Below are 21,679 nucleotides of genomic sequence, written 5' to 3' on the forward strand. Positions count from 1 at the left end.
TATGAGCCAGAAAATTACCGGCGTATTGACCGCTATTGTCACCTGTTTCGATCGGGAAGGCGCCTTTAACCCGGCCGCCCAGCGCGAGCAGGTAAAACGCCAGCTGGATGCGGGCAACGGCATCTTCTGCGGCGGCACCAACGGCGAATTCTTTGTGCTGAACGAGCAGGAGAAGGTCGCGGTGACTGAAACCTGCGTCGATGAGGTTAACGGCCGCGCGCCGGTCGTGGCGCATATCGGCGAGATCTCGACGCGTGAGACCATCCGTCTCGGCAAACAGATTGCGAAGCTGGGGGTCGATGCCGTTTCCGTGATCACTCCCTATTTTGTGCCGCTCAAGCAGGACGAGCTGATCTACCACTACCAGACGGTGGCTGACGCCCTTGAGGTGCCGCTGTTCCTCTACAACATTCCGGCGCGCACCGGCAACACGCTGCAGCCGGAAACCGTGCGCGCGCTGGCGTCGCATCCCAATATTATCGGCATCAAAGATTCGGCGGGCAGCTATGAGAGCCTGAGCGGCTTTATTAAGGCAGCGGAAGGCATCGAGAACTTTGACGTGCTCAACGGCCCCGACTCGCTGATCCATCAGGGCTTCGTCGACGGCTGCTCCGCCTGTATCTCCGGTCTGGCCAACGCCGCGCCAAATGAGATCAACGCCATCTGGGCGCGCTTCAACGCGGGCGATATCGAGGGTTCGCGCGCGGCGCAGGAGAACGTGACCGGCCTGCGCACCGATCTTTACAGCATCGGCTTCTCGCCGGCGGCGGTGAAGAAAGCGGTGGCGCTGCTCGGCTACGACGTCGGCGAGAGCCGCTACGCGGTGCGCTTTAGCGCCGACGAAGAGCAAAAAATCCGTCAGGTCGTCAATCAGTACCTGAAGTAATGGCCGTCAGGGCAGCCGTTGCTGCCCTTGCCTGTTCGACTTATACACCGGGAAACGCGATGAAAGTAATCTGCACTTCGCCGTCGTTCGCAAAATATGACGCGGCGCCGATTGAAATCCTCAACCAGCACGGCTTCGAGCTGGTAACCCTGCCCGCCGACGCGTCGCCTGAGGCGCTGGCGCCACACCTGCCGGAAACGGTGGCGATGATCGTTGCCTTTACCGAGGTAAACGAGGCGCTGCTGGCGCAGGCGCCGCAGCTGAAGATCGTCTGCAAGCACGGTGTCGGCGTCGACAATATCGACCTTGACGCCACGCGCGCACGTGGCATCTACGTTACCAACGTGCCGGACGCCAACAAGCACGCCGTCGCCGACTTCGCCTTTGCGCTGATCCTCAACGCCGCGCGTCAGGTGACGCAGGCGGCGACGGAAACGCGCGCCGGAAGCTGGCCGCGCATTTTCGCCACCGACGTCTACGGCAAAACCCTGGGTATTATCGGGCTGGGCAATATCGGCAAGCAGGTGGCGCTGCGCGCAAAAGGCTTCAACATGCGCGTCATCGCCTTTGATTTCTATCCCGACGAGGCGTTTGCCGCCGAGCACGGCGTCACCTTCGTCAGCCTCGATCGGCTGACGGAAGAGAGCGATTTCATCACCCTGCATACGCCGTTGACCGACCAGACGCGCAACCTGTTCGACGGCGCGCGCCTGCGTCGCATGAAGAAAAGCGCCTTTTTGATCAACGTGTCGCGCGGCGGCGTGGTGAATGAAGAGGATCTCTTCCAGGCGCTGCAGGACAACGTGATTGCGGGCGCGGCGGCTGACGTCTTTGTTCAGGAGCCGCTGACCACCCATCCGCTGTTTAGCCTGAGCAACTTTATCCCGACCTCGCATATCGCCGGCTATACCGACGGTGCCATCAGCGCCATCGGCGAACGCTGCGTATCGCAGATCCTGCAGTGCGTTCAACAGCATGAGCGGCCGGTCAACGTGATGAACGGGCTGGCGTAAGCGCCGCCCTCGCCTGCAACCTGATTCGAGTGGAAAACAATGATGAACCCTACGCTGCGCTCGACCAAAATTCGCTGGTGGATCGCTGGCCTGATGTGGCTGGCGGTTGCCATTAACTATATTGACCGGACCGTGCTCTCCGCCGCCGCGCCGCATCTGATCACCGAGCTGGAGATCAACCCAGAGATGATGGGCCTGATTATGGCCGCCTTCTTCTGGTCCTATGCGCTGCTGCAAATCCCGGCGGGCTGGTTCGCCGACCGCTTCGGCCAGAAAAAGGGGCTGGGCATCGCCGTCGGCTGGTGGTCGATCGCCACTATGGCGATGGGCCTGGCGACCGGCTTTAAGTCGCTGCTGGCGCTGCGTCTGGCGCTGGGCGTCGGCGAAGCGGCCGCCTATCCCAGCAACGCGGGCATCGCCGCGCGCTGGTTCCCGGATCGCGAACGCGCCACCGTCTCAGGCCTGTTTGACAGCGCCTCGAAATTCGGCGGCGCGGTGGCAATGCCGCTGATCGTCTGGATGATCGCCATGGTGGACTGGCGCATTACCTTCCTGGTGATCGGCGCTATCGGTCTGTTCTGGGTGATCGCCTGGTACTTTATCTACGCCGAGAACCCGGAAGATCATAAAAAGATCGATCGGAACGAGGTGCGTCTGATCCGCGACGGCCAGGCGCAGAAGCACGGCGAGAAAGGCGTGCGCCCAATGAAGTGGTACAAGCTGCTGCGCTACCGCAACATCTGGGCGATGTGCATCGGCTTTTTCACCATTAACTACACCTCTTACTTCTTTATTACCTGGCTGCCGACCTATCTGGTGAAAGACAAAGGCATGGACTTTCTCAAGATGGGCTTCGTCGCCGCGCTGCCGCTGATCTGCGGCATGGTGATCGAGGTGCTGGCGGGCTGGGCGTCGGATCGCATCGTGCATAAAAAGCTGCTGTCGCTGACCGCCACGCGCAAGTTGTTCCTGACCATCGGCCTGCTGATGGCGCTCTGCATCGGCTTCGCGCCCTTTACCGAATCGGTGTTTATGACCGTGCTGCTGCTCTGTATCGCCAAGTCAGGCACCACCGTCGCCGCCTCGCAGGTCTGGGCGCTGCCGGGCGATGTCGCGCCGAAGAACAGCGTCTCGATCGTCGCCGGTTTGCAGAACACGGTGTCGAATATGGGTGGCGCGGTCGGCCCGATTATTACCGGCGCGATTGTCGGCGCCACCGGCAACTTCACCTGGGCGCTGGTCTTCTCCGCCGTGCTGGTGGTGATCGGCATCCTCAACTACCTGTTCCTGATGGGCAAAGTGGAGCCGATCGTCGATGAAGAGAAGGTGCATGAGCCGCGTGCGGTAACCAGCGGCGTCTGACGGTGTTGCTGAAAAAAGGCGCCGAGGATAAGGCGCCTTTTTTGCTACTGACGCACGGCGGCGAAAATCGCCTTGCCGATGCGGGCAATCGCCGCGTTGCTCTGCGCCAGCGTTGCCTCTGTTTGCGTAACATAGACAGACACAATCAGCGGCTTGCCGTTTTCCGGCCACACCACGCTGACGATCGAGCGCGATCCATACTCGCCCGCGCCGGTTTTGTCGGCAATGCGCCATCCCGCCGGTAACACCGAGCGCAGCAGCGCATCCGCCACTTTGTCATCATGCATCCACTGCAGCAGCTGCGCGCGCGACGCAGGCGTCAGCACCTCGCCCAGCGTCAGCTTGCGCAGCGTCTCGCTAACGGCGAGCGGCGTGGTGGTATCGCGCACATCGCCGGGAATGGCGCTGTTTAGCTCAGGCTCATGACGATCCAGACGCGTGACTTTGTCGCCCAGGCGCGCGAAGAACCGGGTAACCGCTGCCGGTCCGCCCAGCTTTTCTGCAATCAGATTCGCCGCCGTGTTGTCACTGTAGCTTATCGCCGCGCTGCAGAGCTGCTGCCAGCTCATATCGGCAGGCGCGACAAACTTTTCGCTAACCGGCGAATAGGTGACCAGCGCGGCGCGATCGAACTGGGTGCGCTCTGTAAGCCGCAGTTTGCCTTTCTCCTGCTCGTTAAGCAGCATGCCGCACAGCAGCGCTTTATGAGTACTGTTCAGCGGAAAACGCTCGTTGCCGCGGTAGCTGGCGCCCTGTGACGCGCCGGTGTCGATCACCGCGACGCCGATACGCGCCTTCAGCGTCTGCTCTTCCTGCTGCGCGACCGCCGCCAGGCGGGCGTTATCCATCTCTGACGCCTGTGCGGCCACCATATTCAGCAGAAACGTAATAGTGATGCATGTTGTAATGAAACGCATAAAGATCATCCGTAATGTTTAAGTCGGTCACAGCTTGCCTTTTTGCGCGCCGCGACGCAAAGCCTAAACAAAACATTCGTTAACCGCCTTTTGCGACGCTATATTCTTGCTGCCCGCTGGTTGAAAAAACGGCAGCCCTTGCTAGAATGTAGCAACATCACTACAAAAGCGGAGGCGCGCGATGAAAATCTTCACGCTGTCGAGCAGAGAGTTTAACCAGCAGGTGTCGAACGCCAAAAAAGCGGCGGAGGAAGGGCCGGTCTACATCACCGATCGCGGCAAACCCGCCCATGTTCTGCTGACCTTTGAGGCGTATAAAAAGCTGACCGGAACGCGCCGCAATATTCAGGATGCGCTGGCGATGCCGGACGTGGCAGAAATTGAATTCGAGCCGGAACGCGGCAACCTGGGCTTCAGGGACGTCGATTTTTCATGAGATATTTGCTGGACGCCAACGTGATTTCCGAACTGCGCAAGGCGCGTACGCGCGCTATCGATCCTGCGGTCTCCGCCTGGACCGATAGCGTCGACGCCGGCGATATGTTTCTTTCGGTCATCACCATTATGGAGATCGAGAAAGGCATCGCGCAGATGGCGCGCCGCGATCTTGCTCAGGCAGCCCGGCTGCGAACGTGGTTTGAAACGGCGGTGCTGAGGGAGTTTAACGATCGTATTCTTCCCTTCGACGTCGACGCGGCGCGCTACTGCGCACGCCTGCACGTGCCGGATAAACGCGCCGCAAATGACGCCATAATCGCTGCGATCGCCTGGCAGCACGATATGGTGCTGGTGACGCGCAACCTGAAGGACTTTACCGGCATGGGCGCGCAGCTGCTCAATCCCTGGGAATGGCCCTGACTCAGCGCCCCTGCAAAAACTGCCGGTAGGCGTTCATCACGGCGAGAAAATCCTCAACGCCGCAGAAAGAGAGGCTCTCTTCGTCGTAGTAGTTCATGCCCTCTTCCAGCCCGTCATCCTCTAAGGCGAGATGGTTGGCGCGGATCATGATCTCTTCATCGTCCATCCACAGCGTATATTCGTGGCCGATACGCTGCCACTGGCGCTCGCTGCCCTTGATTGCGCGCATCGCAGCTTCGACTTCGTCCAGCAGCGCCAGGTTTTCTTTCACTTCTTCGTTGAACCAGTGGCCCACCGCTTCATGATCCATCGACATGCGGACTTTCACCTGCCCGGTGAGGTCGCGTAAAAATTCGTATTCCATGGGTAACCCTGTGGTTAATGACGCGAGTGGATCCGCACCCAATGAGTGTGTGCGCATCATCAACGCTAATGTGAGATCGGGGCGACATTATTGCGGGGAAACGAGAAAAGAAAAAGGGGCGATTATCGCCCCTTTGTTTTTAGCGCAGAACTCAGACCGCTGTCTGGAAAATCACGTTGTCCGCTTTATCGGTGTACTGATTCAGCTGATCAAAGTTGAGGTAGCGGTAGGTGTCGCTGGCGGTTTTATCCACCTGCACCATAAACTGCTGGTACTCATCCGGCGTCGGCAGTTTGCCGAGCAGCGAAGAGACCGCAGCCAGTTCCGCCGACGCCAGATAGACGTTGGCGCCGGTGCCGAGACGGTTCGGGAAGTTACGGGTCGAGGTGGAGACCACCGTCGCGCCGTCCTGTACGCGCGCCTGGTTACCCATGCAGAGCGAACAGCCCGGGATCTCGATGCGCGCGCCGCTCTTGCCGAAGACGCTGTAGTAGCCCTCTTCGGTCAGCTGCGCCGCGTCCATCTTGGTCGGCGGCGCCACCCACAGACGGGTCGGCAGCTGGCCTTTGTGGCTGTCGAGCAGTTTACCCGCCGCGCGGAAGTGACCAATGTTGGTCATGCACGAACCGATAAACACTTCGTCGATCTTCTCGCCCTGCACGTCGGAGAGCAGACGCGCGTCGTCTGGATCGTTCGGCGCGCAAAGGATCGGCTCTTTAATGTCCGCCAGATCGATCTCGATCACCGCCGCGTACTCCGCGTCGGCATCCGCTTCCAGCAGCTGCGGATCCGCCAGCCATTTTTCCATGCCCTGGATACGACGCTCCAGCGTGCGGCGATCGCCGTAGCCTTCTGCGATCATCCACTTCAGCAGCACGATGTTGGAGCTGAGGTATTCGATAATCGGCGCTTTATCCAGCTTGATGGTGCAGCCCGCCGCTGAACGTTCGGCCGAGGCATCGGTCAGTTCGAACGCCTGCTCGACCTTCAGATCCGGCAGACCTTCGATCTCCAGGATGCGGCCAGAGAAGATGTTCTTTTTGCCTTTCTTCTCAACGGTCAGCAGACCCTGTTTGATGGCGTACAGCGGGATAGCGTGCACCAGATCGCGCAGGGTGATACCCGGCTGCATTTTGCCTTTAAAGCGCACCAGCACAGATTCCGGCATATCGAGCGGCATCACGCCGGTCGCGGCGGCGAAGGCCACCAGACCAGAGCCGGCCGGGAACGAGATACCGATCGGGAAGCGGGTGTGCGAGTCGCCGCCGGTGCCGACGGTGTCCGGCAGCAGCATGCGGTTCAGCCACGAGTGGATCACGCCGTCGCCCGGACGCAGCGAAACGCCGCCGCGGTTCATAATAAAGTCTGGCAGCGTGTGGTGCGTGTTAACGTCGACCGGCTTCGGATAGGCAGCGGTGTGGCAGAACGACTGCATCACCAGATCGGCGGAGAAGCCAAGGCACGCCAGATCTTTCAACTCGTCGCGCGTCATCGGACCGGTGGTGTCCTGCGAGCCAACCGAGGTCATCTTCGGTTCGCAGTACGCGCCCGGACGAACACCCGCGACGCCGCAGGCGCGACCGACCATTTTCTGCGCCAGCGAGTAGCCGCGTGCGCTTTCCGCCACGTCTTTCGCCTGACGGAACACGTCGCTGTGCGGCAGGCCCAGCGATTCGCGCGCTTTGCTGGTGAGGCCGCGACCGATAATCAGCGGGATACGGCCGCCGGCGCGCACTTCGTCGATCAGCACGTCGGTTTTCAGGGTAAAGCTGGCCAGCAGCTCGCCGGTTTCGTGGTTGCGCACTTCACCTTTATACGGGTAGACGTCAATCACGTCGCCCATGTTCAGCTCGCCCACGTCCACTTCGATCGGCAGCGCGCCCGCATCTTCCATGGTGTTGAAGAAGATCGGTGCGATTTTGCTGCCCAGTACCAGACCGCCGCCTTTCTTGTTCGGGACGTTCGGAATGTCGTCGCCCATGAACCACAGCACGGAGTTGGTCGCGGATTTACGGGAAGAGCCGGTGCCGACCACGTCACCGACGTAAGCCAGCGGATAGCCTTTGGCCTGCAGCGCTTCAATCTGCTTGATCGGGCCGACGTTGCCCGGCTCATCCGGATGAATGCCTTCACGGGCGTTTTTTAGCATCGCCAGCGCGTGCAGAGGAATATCCGGGCGTGACCAGGCATCCGGCGCCGGAGAGAGGTCGTCAGTGTTGGTTTCGCCGGTCACTTTGAACACGGTGACGGTGATTTTTTCTGCCAACTCGGGGCGTGACAGGTACCACTCGGCATTCGCCCAGGATTGCATTACCTGCTGCGCATGGGTATTGCCCGCTTTCGCTTTCTCTTCAACGTCGTAGAAGTTGTCAAACATCAGCAGCGTGTGCGACAGCGCTTTGGCGGCAATCGGCGCCAGCTTCGCGTCGTCCAGCGCGTCAATCAGCGGATGAATGTTGTAACCGCCTTGCATGGTGCCCAGCAGTTCAATCGCTTTTTCGGGGGATACCAGAGGAGAGGTCGTTTCGCCTTTAGCGACTGCGGCAAGGAAACCCGCTTTAACGTAGGCGGCTTCATCAACGCCGGGTGGGACACGGTTGACCAACAGATCGGTCAGGAATTCTTCTTCACCCGCTGGCGGGTTTTTCAGCAGTTCAACCAGCGCGGCCATCTGGGAAGCATCTAACGGCTTAGGTACGATCCCCTGGGCAGCACGCTCGGCAACGTGCTTACGGTATTCTACTAGCACGACGTTCTCCTCGCTCACATTGTATGGGTTTCCGGTGCACCCTGGTGACAACAGCATTCCATGAGTAGGGTAAGGTGCCCGGTTCCGCGTGGGGCAGCATAGCAGGGTTCAGGCTGTTTGTTAATCTGTTTACAAAAACACAACATAATTAACCGGGTAAAAAAGTGCGGTTTTTCGGTTTTTGGGCTAGCTGGGGTGAGAGAGCATAGTGTCAGAGCCGCTTTGATCAACAGCGGCGATTTGCATAGCGGACGCACAGGCGCGGCGCGGCAGCCTTTGCGGCGCAGGTATAACTTTTAGCATGCGATTATTTGCATCTGTTGCTGTCTGGGTTATGGGTTATCGACTGGCGGTCCCATAAAAAAAGCCCCCTTCCGGAGGCTTTCTCTGAACAGCGAAAAACTTACTTCTTCTTCGCTTTCGCGTTCGGCAGGTCGGTGATGCTGCCTTCGAAGATCTCAGCCGCCAGGCCAACCGACTCATGCAGCGTCGGGTGCGCGTGGATAGTCAGCGCGATATCTTCTGCGTCGCAGCCCATCTCGATCGCCAGACCGATTTCGCCCAGCAGCTCGCCGCCGTTGGTGCCGACAACCGCGCCGCCGATAACGCGATGCGTCTCTTTGTCGAAGATCAGCTTGGTCATGCCGTCAGCGCAGTCAGAGGCGATAGCGCGGCCAGAGGCTGCCCACGGGAAGGTTGCCGTCTCGTAGCTGATGCCCTTCTCTTTCGCTTCTTTCTCGGTCAGGCCGACCCATGCTACTTCTGGCTCGGTGTAGGCGATAGACGGGATCACTTTCGGATCGAAGTAGTGCTTCATGCCGGCGATAACTTCTGCCGCCACGTGGCCTTCGTGCACGCCTTTATGCGCCAGCATCGGCTGGCCGACGATATCGCCGATAGCGTAGATGTGCGGCACGTTGGTGCGCATCTGCTTGTCGACGCGGATAAAGCCGCGATCGTCCACTTCCACGCCCGCTTTGCCCGCATCCAGACCTTTACCGTTCGGCACGCGGCCGATCGCCACCAGCACCGCGTCGTAACGCTGCGGTTCAGCCGGCGCTTTTTTGCCTTCCATCGTCACGTAGATGCCGTCTTCTTTGGCTTCGACCGCGGTGACTTTAGTTTCCAGCATCAGGTTGAACTGTTTGGCGATACGCTTGGTGAAGACTTTCACCACGTCTTTATCAGCCGCCGGGATAACCTGATCGAACATCTCAACCACGTCAATCTGCGAACCCAGCGCGTGGTAAACGGTGCCCATTTCCAGACCGATAATACCGCCGCCCATCACCAGCATGCGCTCCGGCACTTCTTTCAGCTCCAGCGCATCGGTAGAGTCCCACACGCGCGGGTCGTCGTGCGGAATAAACGGCAGCGTGATCGGACGCGAGCCGGCCGCGATAATAGCGTTGTCGAAGTTGATGGTGGTCGCGCCGCCTTCTCCTTCCACAACCAGAGTATTGGCACCGGTGAATTTGCCCAGGCCGTTAACCACTTTGACTTTACGCCCTTTCGCCATACCTGCGAGGCCGCCGGTCAGCTGGTTAATGACTTTTTCTTTCCAGGTGCGGACTTTGTTGATGTCCGTAGAGGGCTGACCAAACACGATGCCGTGCTCTTCCAGGGCTTTCGCCTCTTCGATCACTTTAGCAACGTGCAGCAGCGCTTTTGACGGGATACAGCCCACGTTCAGACAGACACCGCCGAGGGTGCTGTAACGCTCTACCAGTACGGTTTCCAGACCTAAATCAGCGCAACGGAAGGCTGCAGAGTAACCTGCAGGACCAGCCCCAAGTACCACGACCTGGGTTTTAATCTCTGTACTCATCATGACCTCTTAGTTGTGATCCGGCGGGTCAGACGTAGAGCGTTTTTCATCAGGCTGGTCGGCCACTTGCATCCGGGCAGTGCGCGACGCCTCGCGTATCTTAAGTACGCTGCGGGTGCTGCGCGCTGGGCGTCAACAACTGACTGAGTCAGTTACGCCTGACGAAACAGGCTCACGATGTCCTTTGCTCCACCGGGACATTTTTCACCGCAAGAGTTTACAGAATTGTTAATAAACTGCAAACCGCGATGCCACGAATCTTTACAACAAGGCCGGCGATTGCCGGCCTTGAGTGTACTTACATCACCAGACGGCGAATATCGGACAACATATTGCCAATGATGGTGATGAAACGCGCACCATCCGCTCCGTCGATCACGCGGTGGTCGAAGGAGAGCGAGATCGGCATCATCAGACGCGGCACGAACTCTTTACCGTTCCACACCGGCTCCATCGCCGACTTGGAGACGCCGAGGATAGCCACTTCCGGCGCGTTGACGATCGGCGCGAAGTGCGTGGTGCCGAGGCCGCCCAGGCTGGAGATGGTGAAGCAGCCGCCCTGCATGTCGCTGGCGGTCAGCTTGCCGTCGCGCGCCTTCTTCGAGGTCGCCATCAGCTCGCGAGACAGCTCAGTGATGCCTTTCTTGTTCACGTCTTTAAAGACCGGAACCACCAGGCCGTTCGGCGTATCGACCGCCACGCCGATGTTGATGTACTTCTTCAGCGTCAGGCGCTGCGCATCTTCCGACAGTGAGCTGTTGAAGCGCGGCATCTGCTCCAGCGCGGCCGCGACCGCTTTCATGATGAACACCACCGGGGTGAATTTCACGTCCAGCTTGCGCTTCTCCGCTTCGGCGTTCTGCTGCTTGCGGAACGCTTCGAGATCGGTGATATCGGTTTTGTCGAAGTGCGTAACGTGCGGGATCACCACCCAGTTACGGCTCAGGTTGGCGCCAGAGATTTTCTGGATGCGGCCCAGCTCGACTTCTTCCACTTCGCCGAACTTGCTGAAGTCCACTTTCGGCCACGGCAGCAGGCCTGGCAGGCTTCCGCCGCTGGCGGCGGCCGCAGGTGCCGCTTCGGCGCGTTTCACCGCGTCCTTCACGTAGCTCTGCACGTCTTCTTTCAGGATACGGCCTTTGCGACCGGTGCCTTTGACCTTCGCCAGGTTAACGCCGAACTCGCGCGCCAGACGACGGATAACCGGCGTGGCGTGCACGTAGGCGTCGTTCTCGGCGAAGTCGCCTTTCGCGTCAGCCTTCGGCGCGGCGGCCGCGGCAGGCGCTTCCGCTTTCGCCGGTGCCTGCGCGGGCGCGGCTTCCTGCTTCGGCGCTTCGGCTTTCGCCGCGCCTTCCACTTCGAACACCATGATCAGCGAGCCGGTGCTCACTTTATCGCCGGTCGCGACTTTCAGCTCTTTGACGGTGCCGGCGAACGGCGCAGGCACTTCCATTGACGCTTTGTCGCCTTCAACCACGATCAGCGACTGCTCGGCTGCCACTTTGTCGCCGACTTTCACCAGCACTTCGGTGACTTCCACTTCGTCGCCGCCGATATCCGGCACGTTGACCTCTTTCGCGCCCGCGGTTGCCGCCGGTGCAGAGGTCGCCGCTTCCTTCACTTCCGGCTTCGCCGCCGCTGCCGGCGCTGCGCCTTCCGCTTCGAAGATCATGATCAGCGAGCCGGTGCTGACTTTCGCGCCGGTTTCGATTTTGATCTCTTTGACGGTGCCCGCAAATGGCGCAGGCACTTCCATTGAGGCTTTGTCGCCTTCGACCACGAGCAGCGACTGCTCGGCTTCGATTTTGTCGCCGACTTTCACCAGGATCTCGGTGACTTCTACTTCGTCGCCGCCGATATCCGGTACGTTAACCTCTTTGGCTGCGGTAGAGGCGGCCGCCGGCGCCGGAGCGACTTCGGCTTTCTTCTCTTCCGCCGCTGGCGCCGCGTCTGCCGCGCCCTCTGCGTCAAAAATCATGATCAGCGAGCCGGTTTCGACTTTGTCGCCGGTCGCGATTTTGATCTCTTTCACCACGCCTGCCTGCGGCGAGGGGACTTCCATAGAGGCTTTGTCGCCTTCTACGGTGATCAGCGACTGCTCGGCTTCCACCTTGTCGCCAACCTTCACCAGGATCTCGGTGACTTCAACTTCATCAGACCCGATATCCGGTACCTTAATTTCAGTAGCCATTACTCTCTTACCTCTTAAGCCAGACGCGGGTTAACTTTATCGGCATCGATGTCGAACTTAGCGATCGCGTCCGCCACCACTTTCTTGTCGATTTCGCCACGTTTAGCCAGTTCGCCCAGCGCAGCCACCACCACGTAGGAGGCGTCCACTTCGAAGTGGTGACGCAGGTTCTCACGGCTGTCGGAGCGGCCGAAGCCGTCGGTGCCCAGCACGCGGTAGTCGCTGGCTGGCACATAGCTGCGAACCTGTTCAGCGAACAGCTTCATGTAGTCGGTCGATGCCACCGCCGGCGCGTCGTTCATCACCTGAGCGATGTACGGCACGCGCGCTTCTTCGGTCGGGTGCAGCATGTTCCAGCGCTCGCAGTCCTGGCCGTCGCGCGCCAGTTCGGTGAACGAGGTGACGCTGTAGACGTCGGAGCCGATGCCGTAATCTGTCGCCAGGATCTGCGCCGCTTCGCGCACGTGACGCAGGATAGAGCCTGAGCCCAGCAGCTGCACTTTGCCTTTGCTGCCTTCCACGGTTTCCAGCTTGTAGATACCCTTACGGATACCCTCTTCAGCGCCTTGCGGCATCGCTGGCATGTGGTAGTTTTCGTTCAGCGTGGTGATGTAATAGTAAACGTTCTCTTGCGCTTCGCCGTACATACGCACCAGACCGTCATGCATGATGACCGCCACTTCATAGGCGTACGCCGGATCGTAAGAGATACAGTTCGGGATGGTCAGCGACTGAATATGGCTGTGGCCATCTTCGTGCTGCAGACCTTCGCCGTTCAGCGTGGTACGGCCAGAGGTGCCGCCGACCAGGAAGCCGCGCGCCTGCTGATCGCCCGCCAGCCACATCAGGTCGCCGATACGCTGGAAACCGAACATGGAGTAGTAGATGTAGAACGGAATCATCGGCAGGTTGTTGGTGCTGTAAGAGGTCGCCGCCGCCAGCCAGGATGAACCTGCGCCCAGCTCGTTGATCCCTTCCTGCAGAATCTGGCCTTTCTCGTCTTCTTTATAGTAAGCAACCTGCTCGCGGTCCTGCGGCGTGTACTGCTGACCGTTCGGGCTGTAGATGCCGATCTGACGGAACAGACCTTCCATACCGAAGGTGCGGGCTTCGTCCGCGAGGATCGGCACCAGACGATCTTTGATCGACTTGTTTTTCAGCATCACGTTCAGGGCGCGCACGAAGGCGATAGTGGTCGAGATCTCTTTGCTCTGCTCATCCAGCAGCGCCTTGAACTCTTCCAGCTTCGGCATTTCCAGTTTTTCAGTGAACTGCGCCTGACGGGTCGGCAGATAGCCGCCCAGCTTCTCGCGCTGGCCGTGCAGGTAGTTGTACTCTTCGGAGCCTTTCTCGAAGGTGACGTACGGCAGCTCTTCGATTTTCTCGTCGGCCACCGGCACGTTGAAGCGATCGCGGATGTAGCGAACGCCATCCATGTTCATCTTCTTGACCTGGTGCGCGATGTTTTTGCCTTCCGCGGTGTCGCCCATACCATAGCCTTTAATGGTATGCGCCAGAATCAGCGTCGGCTGACCTTTGGTCTCCTGCGCTTTCTTCAGTGCCGCGTAGATTTTCTTCGGATCGTGGCCGCCGCGGTTCAGGGCGAAGATCTCTTCGTCTGACCACTCTTTGACCAGTTCCGCCGTCTCCGGGTATTTGCCGAAGAAGTGCTCGCGCACGTAGGCGCCGTCGCGGGATTTAAAGGTCTGATAGTCGCCGTCAACGGTTTCGTTCATCAACTGGATCAGCTTGCCGCTGGTGTCTTTCTTCAGCAGCTCGTCCCAGCGACCGCCCCAGATCACTTTGATCACGTTCCAGCCGGCGCCCGCGAAGATGCCTTCCAGTTCGTTGATGATCTTACCGTTGCCGGTGACCGGTCCATCCAGACGCTGCAGGTTGCAGTTGATGATGAACACCAGGTTGTCCAGCTTCTCGCGGGTGGCGATGGTGATCGCGCCTTTGGATTCCGGCTCGTCCATCTCGCCGTCGCCGAGGAAGGCGTAAACGGTCTGGTTAGAGGTGTCTTTCAGGCCGCGGTGCTCCAGATACTTCAGGAACTTCGCCTGATAGATGGCGTTCAACGGACCCAGACCCATTGAAACGGTTGGGAACTGCCAGAAGTCCGGCATCAGTTTCGGGTGCGGATAAGATGAGAGGCCGTTGCCGTGCACTTCCTGACGGAAGTTGTTCATCTGCTCTTCGGTCAGGCGGCCTTCCAGGAAGGCGCGTGAGTAGATACCCGGAGAGATATGACCCTGGAAGTAAACCAGATCGCCGCCGTCTTTGTCGCTGCGCGCGCGGAAGAAGTGGTTAAAGCACACTTCATAGATGGTTGCGGAAGACTGGAATGAGGAGAGATGACCGCCCAGCTCCAGATCTTTCTTCGAGGCACGCAGCACCGATACGATGGCGTTCCAGCGGATCGCGGAACGGATACGACGCTCCAGAGACGTGTTGCCCGGATACTCCGGCTCGTCTTCAACGGCAATAGAGTTGATATAGTTGCTGACGGCGTTACCGCCTGCCGCCACTTTAACGCCGCCTTTGCGGGCCGCGCTCAGCACCTGATCGATCAGATACTGCGCACGCTCAACACCTTCTTCACGGATGACCGATTCGATCGCCTGTAGCCAGTCACGAGTTTCGATCGGATCCACGTCATTCTGTAAACGTTCTGACATGGGGGGTATTCCTTATCTGTGTCTAATACGTTGAATTGTCAGGAGCCTGTCTCCCTGTACTCTGCTGCCAAAGCACAAGGAGACAGGCCCGTCGTTAATGTCCGCGCGTTCGTTGCCGCGCGTTATTCCTTACGTTGCTGTAAACGACGCAGGGAGCGTTCACGACGAGTTTGCTCCCGACTTCTGTCCAGCAAGATTTCCTCTATGAACGCCAGGTGACGATGCGAAGCCTCGCGCGCCTGTTCCGGCTCGCGAGCGACAATCGCCTCGAAAATACTGGCGCGGTGACCGCTCACCTTCGCCAGCATTTCCCGGCGCGAGTAGAGCAATTCAAAATTCTGTCGAACGTTTTGTTCCAGCATCGGCCCCATCGATCGCAGCAAATGCAGCAGCACCACATTATGGGCGGCTTCTGTGACAGCGATCTGATACTGCATCACTGCATTCGCCTCGGCGTCGAGGTCGCCGCTCTCCTGCGCCTGCTGTATCTGCACATGGCAGTGGCGGATACGTTCGATATCCTCTTCCGTGCCGCGCAGCGCCGCGTAATAGGCCGCGATGCCCTCAAGGGCATGGCGCGTTTCCAGCAGATCGAACTGAGATTCCGGATGCTTGGTAAGCAGGCTGACGAGCGGATCGCTGAGGCTTTGCCAGAGATGCTGCTGGACGAAAGTGCCGCCGCCCTGACGGCGCAGCAGCAAACCTTTCGCTTCCAGACGCTGTATCGCTTCGCGAAGGGATGGACGTGAGACATCGAACTGTTTAGCGAGTTCACGTTCGGGAAGCAGCTTCTCGCCAGGACGTAGCGTCCCTTCCATGATCAGAGATTCCAGCTGCTGCTCTATGGCATCAGAGAGCTTGGGTTGGCGAATCTTACTGTAAGCCATCTTCCCTTCTTATCAAGCTGCTGTCCGAAGTAAATTGGTAATACCAATTCCAAAAAGTTGGCCGTAAAGTAACAAAGTATTCACCTTGTGTCTATATGACGCCGGTCACAATCCTTGTGATACAGCGCGCTGCGCGCGCTTAAGTCACCGCCAGAAAACCAGAAACAAGCACGCGCGCCCTGTGTTAAATCCCGTTACTTTTACCAAACCTTACACAGCGTTAAGCGCACCTCTCCAGCAGACCATAAGACAACCTTATTCGTCTTTCGCGTTAATTCGTGGCAGAACAGGCGCAGGCGGCAGTGTGACGGCGACGATGCTTTTTCAGCTGTTTCTTAGCACGAAAAGCGAAAGCAGGTGCAAAGCGCATCGCATATCACTATTCTTGTCGCCAGGGTAGCATCCGCTGACAGAGAAGGCGCCTGATACCGTAAATAAATCAGTACGTTATTGTAACCACTTCCTGACAGCCATCGCGCTGCAACAGAAGAATTAAAACAACATGAGGTTTGTATGGAACAACAGCACGGCGACACGCTGAAGCGCGGGTTGAAAAACCGCCATATTCAGCTGATCGCGCTGGGCGGCGCGGTAGGTACCGGCCTGTTTCTGGGCAGCGCATCGGTGATCCAGGCCGCCGGGCCGGGCGTGATCCTCGGCTACGCCATCGCCGGATTTATCGCCTTCCTGATTATGCGTCAGCTGGGAGAGATGGTGGTCGAAGAGCCGGTCGCCGGCAGCTTTAGCCACTTCGCCTACAAATACTGGGGCAACTTCGCCGGCTTCGCGTCGGGCTGGAACTACTGGGTGCTCTACGTGCTGGTGGCGATGGCCGAGCTGACCGCAGTCGGCAAATATATTCAGTTCTGGTGGCCGGACGTGCCCACCTGGATTACCGCCGCCGTGTTCTTCGTGCTGATCAACGCCATCAACCTGACCAACGTCAAAGTCTATGGCGAGATGGAGTTCTGGTTCTCAATCGTCAAAGTGGTGGCGGTTATCGGCATGATCCTGTTCGGCGGCTGGCTGCTGTTCAGCGGCACAGGCGGCCCGCAGGCGAGCGTCTCCAACCTCTGGGCGCAGGGCGGTTTTCTGCCGCACGGCTTCAGCGGGCTGGTGATGATGATGGCGATCATTATGTTCTCTTTCGGTGGTCTGGAGCTGGTCGGCATTACCGCCGCAGAAGCGGATAACCCGGAGCAGAGCATTCCCAAAGCCACCAATCAGGTGATCTACCGCATCCTGATTTTCTATATCGGCTCGCTGGCGGTGCTGCTGTCGCTGATGCCCTGGACGCGCGTCACCGCGGACACCAGCCCCTTCGTGCTGATTTTCCACGAGCTGGGTGACGCGCTGGTGGCGAACGCGCTGAACGTGGTGATCCTGACCGCCGCGCTATCGGTCTACAACAGCTGCGTTTACTGCAACAGCCGTATGCTGTTTGGCCTGGCGCAGCAGGGCAACGCGCCGAAAGCGCTGCTGAAAGTGGACCGCCGCGGTGTGCCGGTGGCCACCATTCTGGTTTCCGCCGCAGCGACCGCGCTCTGCGTGCTGATTAACTACCTGATGCCTGGCGATGCCTTTGGCCTGCTGATGTCGCTGGTGGTCTCCGCGCTGGTGATTAACTGGGCGATGATCAGCATGGCGCACCTGAAATTCCGCCGTAAGAAAGATCAGCAGGGCGTGACAACGCGCTTTAAAGCCCTGCTCTACCCCTTCGGCAACTGGCTCTGCCTGGCGTTTATGGCGGCCATTCTGGTGATTATGCTGATGACGCCGGGTATGGCGATCTCGGTCTGGCTCATCCCGGTCTGGCTGGTTATCCTCGCCATCGGCTACGCCGTTAAAAACAAGGCGCAGCGCGCCTGACGTTCAGCCCGTCGACCTGGTCGGCGGGCTGTTTTCCCTCTCGATCCAGCTCACACTTTTCCCGCCGCGCCTGTTTTGTCCATCTTACTGACTATTTGCTCCCAGCCATCCTGCTGATTCAGCACCGATAATTCTCTGCTCTTACCCAACGCGCAGGATAACCACCATGAAGGATTCCGCCCTCTCTTTTCGCGAAAAGCTGGGTTACGGCATGGGCGATGCAGGCTGCAATATGATCGGCGGCGCCATCATGCTGTTTCTTAATTACTTTTATACGGATGTTTTTGGCCTGGCGCCTGCGCTGGTGGGCACGCTGCTGCTCTCGGTGCGCGTGCTGGATGCGGTCACCGATCCCATTATGGGCGCTATCGCTGACCGCACCCAGAGCCGCTGGGGCCGCTTCCGTCCCTGGCTGCTGTGGGTGTCGGTGCCCTACGTGCTGTTCAGCGTGCTGATGTTCACCACGCCGGACTGGAGCTACGACAATAAAGTGATTTGGGCTTTCATCACCTATTTCCTGATGTCGCTGACCTATACCGCCATCAATATCCCCTACTGTTCGCTCGGCGGCGTGATCACCAACGATCCGGGCGAACGCGTCTCCTGTCAGTCCTACCGTTTTGTTATGGTTGGCATCGCCACGCTGATCCTCTCGCTGTCGCTGCTGCCGATGGCGGAGTGGTTCGGCGGCGCGGACAAGGCGCGCGGCTATCAGCTGGCGATGAGCGTGCTGGCGCTGATTGGGCTGGGGATGTTTCTCTTCTGCTTCGCTATGGTGCGCGAGCGTATTCGGCCAGCGGTACCGACCCATGACGACCTGAAAAACGACCTGCGCGACGTGTGGAAAAACGACCAGTGGGTGCGCATTCTGCTGCTCACCTTCTGCAACGTCTGTCCCGGCTTTATCCGCATGGCCGCCACCATGTACTACGTCACCTGGGTAATGGGCCAGAGCACGCACTTCGCCACGCTGTTTATCAGCCTCGGCGTGGTGGGCATGATGCTGGGCAGCACGCTGGCGAAGCTGCTCACCGACCGCTGGTGCAAGCTGAAGGTCTTTTTCTGGACCAACATCGCGCTGGCCCTCTTCTCCTGCGGGTTTTACTGGATCGATCCCCACGCCACCGTCGCGGTGATCGTCGCCTACTTCCTGCTGAACATCCTGCATCAGATCCCGTCGCCGCTGCACTGGTCGCTGATGGCCGACGTCGATGACTACGGCGAGTGGAAAACCGGCAAGCGCATTACCGGCATCAGCTTCTCCGGCAACCTGTTTTTCCTCAAGGTGGGACTGGCGGTCGCGGGCGCGATGGTCGGCTTTTTACTCTCAATTTACGGCTACGACGCGGGCGCGAAACAGCAGTCGCCGCAGGCGGTGAACGGCATTATGCTGCTGTTCACCGTGATCCCTGGCGTAGGCTATCTGATTACCGCAGGCGTTGTGCGCCTGCTCAAGGTGGACCGCGCGCTGATGCGCACCATTCAGGACGATCTCGCGCTGCGTCGCGCCAACTTCCGCGAACTGCATGATATTCGTCAGCGCGACGGCGCCGTCACCCAACCCGGAGAAGCGAAATGAGCACAGCCTGGCCGAACCCTTTTATTGAACAGCGGGCCGATCCCTTTATCCTGCGCCATGAGAAGCACTACTACTTTATCGCCTCGGTGCCCGCCTATGACCGGCTGGAGCTGCGTCGCGCCAGCACGCTGCTGGGGCTGCGACATGCCGAGCCGGTCGCCGTGTGGCATAAGCCGGAAACCGGCCCCTGCAGCGAGCTGATCTGGGCGCCGGAGCTGCACCGCATCGACGACCAGTGGGTGATCTATTTCGCCGCCGCGCCGACGCGCGACATCAAAGACGGCCTGTTTCAGCACCGCATGTACGCGCTGGTGTGCGACGACGCCGATCCGCTCAGCGGACGCTGGCAGGCGCCGCGCCGGGTCTTCAGCCAGTTCGACAGCTTCGCGCTCGACGCCACGCACTTCGTGCATCAGGGCAAAAACTGGTATCTGTGGGCGCAGAAAGATCCGGCGATTCCAGGCAACTCCAACCTCTATCTGGCGGAGCTGCTTAATCCTTGGACGCTGAAAGGCACGCCGGCGATGCTGAGCCGGCCGGAGTATGAGTGGGAGTGCGCTGGCTTTAGCGTCAATGAGGGACCGGCGGTGATCAAGCACGGCAACCGGCTGTTCGTCACCTATTCCGCCAGCGCCACCGACGAAAACTACTGCATGGGGCTGCTGTCGATCGACGACGAGCAGGATCTGCTCAATCCCGCCAACTGGCATAAATCGGCGCGGCCGGTCTTTACCTCAAACTGGGATAATCACCAGTACGGACCGGGCCACAACTGTTTTACGCAGGATGAGAACGGCGATGACCTGCTGGTCTATCACGCCCGCAACTACACGGAAATCGAAGGGGATCCGCTGTGGGATCCTAACCGTCATACGCGGCTGAAAAACTTTAGCTGGCGCGACGACGGCACGCCCGATTTCGGCGTGCCGCCTGCGGATTACACCAGCGTGCCGTAAATGGTCAGCAGCGCCACCACCACAACCAGTACCAGCGAGATGCGTTTCGCCAGCGCCACCGCGATGCGGGGCGTTTCGACTTTATCCATGTGCGGATCGCGCTCCAGCGAAAACTGCGCCAGGCTGGTCAGCACCTGATACTGCGAACGGTGACGATCGGTCAGCGCGGCAAACCAGGCGGGCAGCGCCTTTTCGCCGTGACCCAGCAGCGCATAGGCGACGCCGGCCAGCCGCGCCGGTATCCAGTCGACCACGTGCAGCAGGCCGTCGACGCCTGACTGCGCGCGCGCCAGCGGCGACTGATGCTTCGCCAGCCAGCTCTGCCAGGCGCGCAGAAAAGCGTAGCCCACCAGCAGCACCGGCCCGTATGGGCCGCCCACCACCAGCCAGAACATCGGCGCCAGATAGAAGCGGAAGTTAATCCAGATCAGCGCGTTTTGCAGCTCGCGCAGAAACTCGCGTTCGCTGCACTCCACCGGCACGCCGTGGATCAGCGTCAGCTCGGCCGCCATCGCCTGATGGGCCGCCACATCGTCATGGCTCGCCGCTTTCAGATAGGCGTGATAGTGCAGGCGCGCCGATCCGGCGCCGATGCAGAGCAGGCCGATCAGGATCCACAGCAGCAGCTGCGCGACGCCGAACAGCACGCCTTTCAGGCTCCAGATCACCAGCGCGGCGATCGCCATCGCCAGCAGGGTCATCCCCAGCGTGCGCAGCAGCGAAAAACGGCGGCGACGGCGGAACAGCGGCTCCAGCCGATGATCGAGCTGCCAGTGCTCGCCCAGTTTAAACAGCCGTTCCCAACCTAACACCAGTAACAAGGAAAACAACGTCATACCCGCTCCGGGAAATCAAAATGAAGTCTGCGCCAACAGTTGCTGATAGTGCGGCCAGTCAAAAGCGGGCCCCGGATCGCTTTTGCGCGTCGGGGCGATATCGCTGTGGCCGGTAATGCGTGAAGGCGTAATGGGATAGTGCTGCAGCAGCAGCTGCGTGACGGTGGCCAGCGCCTGATACTGCGCATCGGTATAGGGCAGCTCGTCGGTGCCTTCGAGCTCAATGCCAATGGAAAAATCGTTGCAGTTTTCGCGCCCCTGATAGCAGGAAACGCCAGCGTGCCAGGCACGATCGTCGAAAGAGACGTACTGCACAATTTCGCCGTCGCGGCGGATCAGGCAGTGCGCCGCTACCTGCAGATGGGCGATATCGGCGAAATAGGGATGCGCGTCCGGCGGCAAGGTGCCGGTAAACAGCCGATCGATCCACGGCCCGCCGAATTCGCCCGGCGGCAGGCTGATATTGTGGATCACCAGCAGCGAGGGCGACTCGTCGCTGGGGCGTTGATTAAAATGCGGCGACGGCACCTGACGGATGTCGGTCAGCCAGCCCTGTTGCAGTTTCATACTGTTTTTCCCTGGCAGAGTCGGGCTGAGAATAACATGATTTATGATAATTTTTTGCAGCTTAATGCCGCGAAGGCGTGGCAACGCCCGCGCCATGTTCAGGATACTAAACAAAATAGCCATTCCATCTGGCGAA

General features: G+C 59.4%; 17 protein-coding genes. 8 read left to right on the top strand and 9 right to left on the bottom strand.

Annotated features, from left to right (window positions below; all coding sequences use genetic code 11):
- The first annotated feature begins 1 nt into the window (after position 1).
- From MC269_RS15245 to MC269_RS15255, 3 genes are read left to right on the top strand one after another with little or no spacing between them, the layout of a single operon-like run.
- Positions 2-886 (top strand): dihydrodipicolinate synthase family protein, encoded by an 885-nt coding sequence (locus MC269_RS15245; RefSeq protein ID WP_081138514.1) that lies wholly within the window; start codon positions 2-4, stop codon positions 884-886.
- A gap of 59 nt (positions 887-945) precedes the next feature.
- Positions 946-1,899, top strand: a complete 954-nt coding sequence (locus tag MC269_RS15250; RefSeq protein WP_239952908.1) for a phosphoglycerate dehydrogenase — start codon at positions 946-948, stop codon at positions 1,897-1,899.
- 42 nt (positions 1,900-1,941) lie between these two features.
- On the top strand, positions 1,942-3,261 hold the full coding sequence (locus tag MC269_RS15255; protein ID WP_239955133.1) for an MFS transporter: 1,320 nt from the start codon (positions 1,942-1,944) through the stop codon (positions 3,259-3,261).
- Between the two features lie 44 nt (positions 3,262-3,305).
- Here MC269_RS15255 and bla read toward each other — a convergent pair whose 3' ends face one another.
- Positions 3,306-4,109, bottom strand: a complete 804-nt coding sequence (gene bla / locus MC269_RS15260) for a class A beta-lactamase (protein WP_239952909.1) — start codon at positions 4,107-4,109, stop codon at positions 3,306-3,308.
- 250 nt (positions 4,110-4,359) lie between these two features.
- Here bla and MC269_RS15265 point away from each other — a divergent pair, with 250 nt between their 5' ends.
- Positions 4,360-4,614, top strand: a complete 255-nt coding sequence (locus tag MC269_RS15265) for a type II toxin-antitoxin system Phd/YefM family antitoxin (RefSeq protein ID WP_239952910.1) — start codon at positions 4,360-4,362, stop codon at positions 4,612-4,614.
- Positions 4,611-5,036 (top strand): type II toxin-antitoxin system VapC family toxin, encoded by a 426-nt coding sequence (locus MC269_RS15270; protein WP_239952911.1) that lies wholly within the window; start codon positions 4,611-4,613, stop codon positions 5,034-5,036. Before MC269_RS15265 ends, MC269_RS15270 begins: the two co-directional genes overlap by 4 nt.
- Position 5,037: 1 nt before the next feature.
- Here MC269_RS15270 and yacL read toward each other — a convergent pair whose 3' ends face one another.
- The 6 genes from yacL to pdhR form a co-directional block, all read right to left on the bottom strand.
- On the bottom strand, positions 5,038-5,400 hold the full coding sequence (gene yacL / locus MC269_RS15275; protein ID WP_081138527.1) for a protein YacL: 363 nt from the start codon (positions 5,398-5,400) through the stop codon (positions 5,038-5,040).
- Positions 5,401-5,551: 151 nt separating this feature from the next.
- Positions 5,552-8,149 (bottom strand): bifunctional aconitate hydratase 2/2-methylisocitrate dehydratase, encoded by a 2,598-nt coding sequence (gene acnB, locus MC269_RS15280; protein ID WP_239952912.1) that lies wholly within the window; start codon positions 8,147-8,149, stop codon positions 5,552-5,554.
- Positions 8,150-8,552: 403 nt separating this feature from the next.
- Positions 8,553-9,977: a dihydrolipoyl dehydrogenase gene (gene lpdA, locus MC269_RS15285; protein WP_239952913.1), complete on the bottom strand. Its 1,425-nt coding sequence runs from the start codon at positions 9,975-9,977 to the stop codon at positions 8,553-8,555.
- Positions 9,978-10,275: 298 nt separating this feature from the next.
- Positions 10,276-12,168 (bottom strand): pyruvate dehydrogenase complex dihydrolipoyllysine-residue acetyltransferase, encoded by a 1,893-nt coding sequence (gene aceF / locus MC269_RS15290; protein ID WP_239952914.1) that lies wholly within the window; start codon positions 12,166-12,168, stop codon positions 10,276-10,278.
- A gap of 14 nt (positions 12,169-12,182) precedes the next feature.
- Positions 12,183-14,849: a pyruvate dehydrogenase (acetyl-transferring), homodimeric type gene (gene aceE, locus MC269_RS15295; protein ID WP_081138539.1), complete on the bottom strand. Its 2,667-nt coding sequence runs from the start codon at positions 14,847-14,849 to the stop codon at positions 12,183-12,185.
- A 122-nt stretch (positions 14,850-14,971) separates the two neighbouring features.
- Positions 14,972-15,736, bottom strand: coding sequence for a pyruvate dehydrogenase complex transcriptional repressor PdhR (gene pdhR / locus MC269_RS15300; protein ID WP_081138542.1), 765 nt, complete (start codon positions 15,734-15,736; stop codon positions 14,972-14,974).
- Positions 15,737-16,249: 513 nt separating this feature from the next.
- Here pdhR and aroP point away from each other — a divergent pair.
- The 3 genes from aroP to MC269_RS15315 all read left to right on the top strand — a co-directional run bounded on the left by aroP (position 16,250) and on the right by MC269_RS15315 (position 20,140).
- Positions 16,250-17,605: an aromatic amino acid transporter AroP gene (gene aroP, locus MC269_RS15305; RefSeq protein ID WP_081138544.1), complete on the top strand. Its 1,356-nt coding sequence runs from the start codon at positions 16,250-16,252 to the stop codon at positions 17,603-17,605.
- A 166-nt stretch (positions 17,606-17,771) separates the two neighbouring features.
- Positions 17,772-19,184: a glycoside-pentoside-hexuronide (GPH):cation symporter gene (locus tag MC269_RS15310; protein ID WP_239952915.1), complete on the top strand. Its 1,413-nt coding sequence runs from the start codon at positions 17,772-17,774 to the stop codon at positions 19,182-19,184.
- Positions 19,181-20,140: a family 43 glycosylhydrolase gene (locus tag MC269_RS15315; RefSeq protein ID WP_239952916.1), complete on the top strand. Its 960-nt coding sequence runs from the start codon at positions 19,181-19,183 to the stop codon at positions 20,138-20,140. The genes MC269_RS15310 and MC269_RS15315 overlap by 4 nt, the downstream gene beginning before the upstream one ends.
- Here the strand turns inward: MC269_RS15315 and ampE are convergent.
- Together ampE and ampD are read right to left on the bottom strand one after the other, a co-directional pair.
- A complete protein-coding gene (ampE, locus tag MC269_RS15320) occupies positions 20,122-20,976 on the bottom strand; it encodes a beta-lactamase regulator AmpE (RefSeq protein WP_239952917.1) in 855 nt (284 codons plus the stop codon). The genes MC269_RS15315 and ampE overlap by 19 nt on opposite strands.
- Positions 20,977-20,991: 15 nt before the next feature.
- Positions 20,992-21,543 carry a 1,6-anhydro-N-acetylmuramyl-L-alanine amidase AmpD gene (ampD, locus tag MC269_RS15325; RefSeq protein WP_239952918.1) on the bottom strand — a complete coding sequence of 184 codons (552 nt, stop codon included), beginning with the start codon at positions 21,541-21,543 and terminating at the stop codon, positions 20,992-20,994.
- Between the last annotated feature and the right edge of the window lie 136 nt (positions 21,544-21,679).

It is taken from the genome of Pantoea sp. Z09, from assembly GCF_022394795.1.
Lineage (GTDB): Bacteria > Pseudomonadota > Gammaproteobacteria > Enterobacterales > Enterobacteriaceae > Pantoea > Pantoea latae.

Excerpts from the sequence above, each read along its gene's own strand:
- MC269_RS15270 (WP_239952911.1), top strand. The coding sequence starts at position 4,611 with ATGAGATATTTGCTGGACGCCAACGTGATTTCCGAACTGCGCAAGGCG.
- aceF (WP_239952914.1), bottom strand. The coding sequence starts at position 12,168 with ATGGCTACTGAAATTAAGGTACCGGATATCGGGTCTGATGAAGTTGAA.
- MC269_RS15250 (WP_239952908.1), top strand. The coding sequence starts at position 946 with ATGAAAGTAATCTGCACTTCGCCGTCGTTCGCAAAATATGACGCGGCG.
- lpdA (WP_239952913.1), bottom strand. The coding sequence starts at position 9,977 with ATGAGTACAGAGATTAAAACCCAGGTCGTGGTACTTGGGGCTGGTCCT.
- MC269_RS15315 (WP_239952916.1), top strand. The coding sequence starts at position 19,181 with ATGAGCACAGCCTGGCCGAACCCTTTTATTGAACAGCGGGCCGATCCC.
- yacL (WP_081138527.1), bottom strand. The coding sequence starts at position 5,400 with ATGGAATACGAATTTTTACGCGACCTCACCGGGCAGGTGAAAGTCCGC.
- bla (WP_239952909.1), bottom strand. The coding sequence starts at position 4,109 with ATGGATAACGCCCGCCTGGCGGCGGTCGCGCAGCAGGAAGAGCAGACG.
- ampD (WP_239952918.1), bottom strand. The coding sequence starts at position 21,543 with ATGAAACTGCAACAGGGCTGGCTGACCGACATCCGTCAGGTGCCGTCG.
- ampE (WP_239952917.1), bottom strand. The coding sequence starts at position 20,976 with ATGACGTTGTTTTCCTTGTTACTGGTGTTAGGTTGGGAACGGCTGTTT.
- aceE (WP_081138539.1), bottom strand. The coding sequence starts at position 14,849 with ATGTCAGAACGTTTACAGAATGACGTGGATCCGATCGAAACTCGTGAC.
- MC269_RS15255 (WP_239955133.1), top strand. The coding sequence starts at position 1,942 with ATGAACCCTACGCTGCGCTCGACCAAAATTCGCTGGTGGATCGCTGGC.
- MC269_RS15310 (WP_239952915.1), top strand. The coding sequence starts at position 17,772 with ATGAAGGATTCCGCCCTCTCTTTTCGCGAAAAGCTGGGTTACGGCATG.
- aroP (WP_081138544.1), top strand. The coding sequence starts at position 16,250 with ATGGAACAACAGCACGGCGACACGCTGAAGCGCGGGTTGAAAAACCGC.
- pdhR (WP_081138542.1), bottom strand. The coding sequence starts at position 15,736 with ATGGCTTACAGTAAGATTCGCCAACCCAAGCTCTCTGATGCCATAGAG.
- MC269_RS15245 (WP_081138514.1), top strand. The coding sequence starts at position 2 with ATGAGCCAGAAAATTACCGGCGTATTGACCGCTATTGTCACCTGTTTC.
- MC269_RS15265 (WP_239952910.1), top strand. The coding sequence starts at position 4,360 with ATGAAAATCTTCACGCTGTCGAGCAGAGAGTTTAACCAGCAGGTGTCG.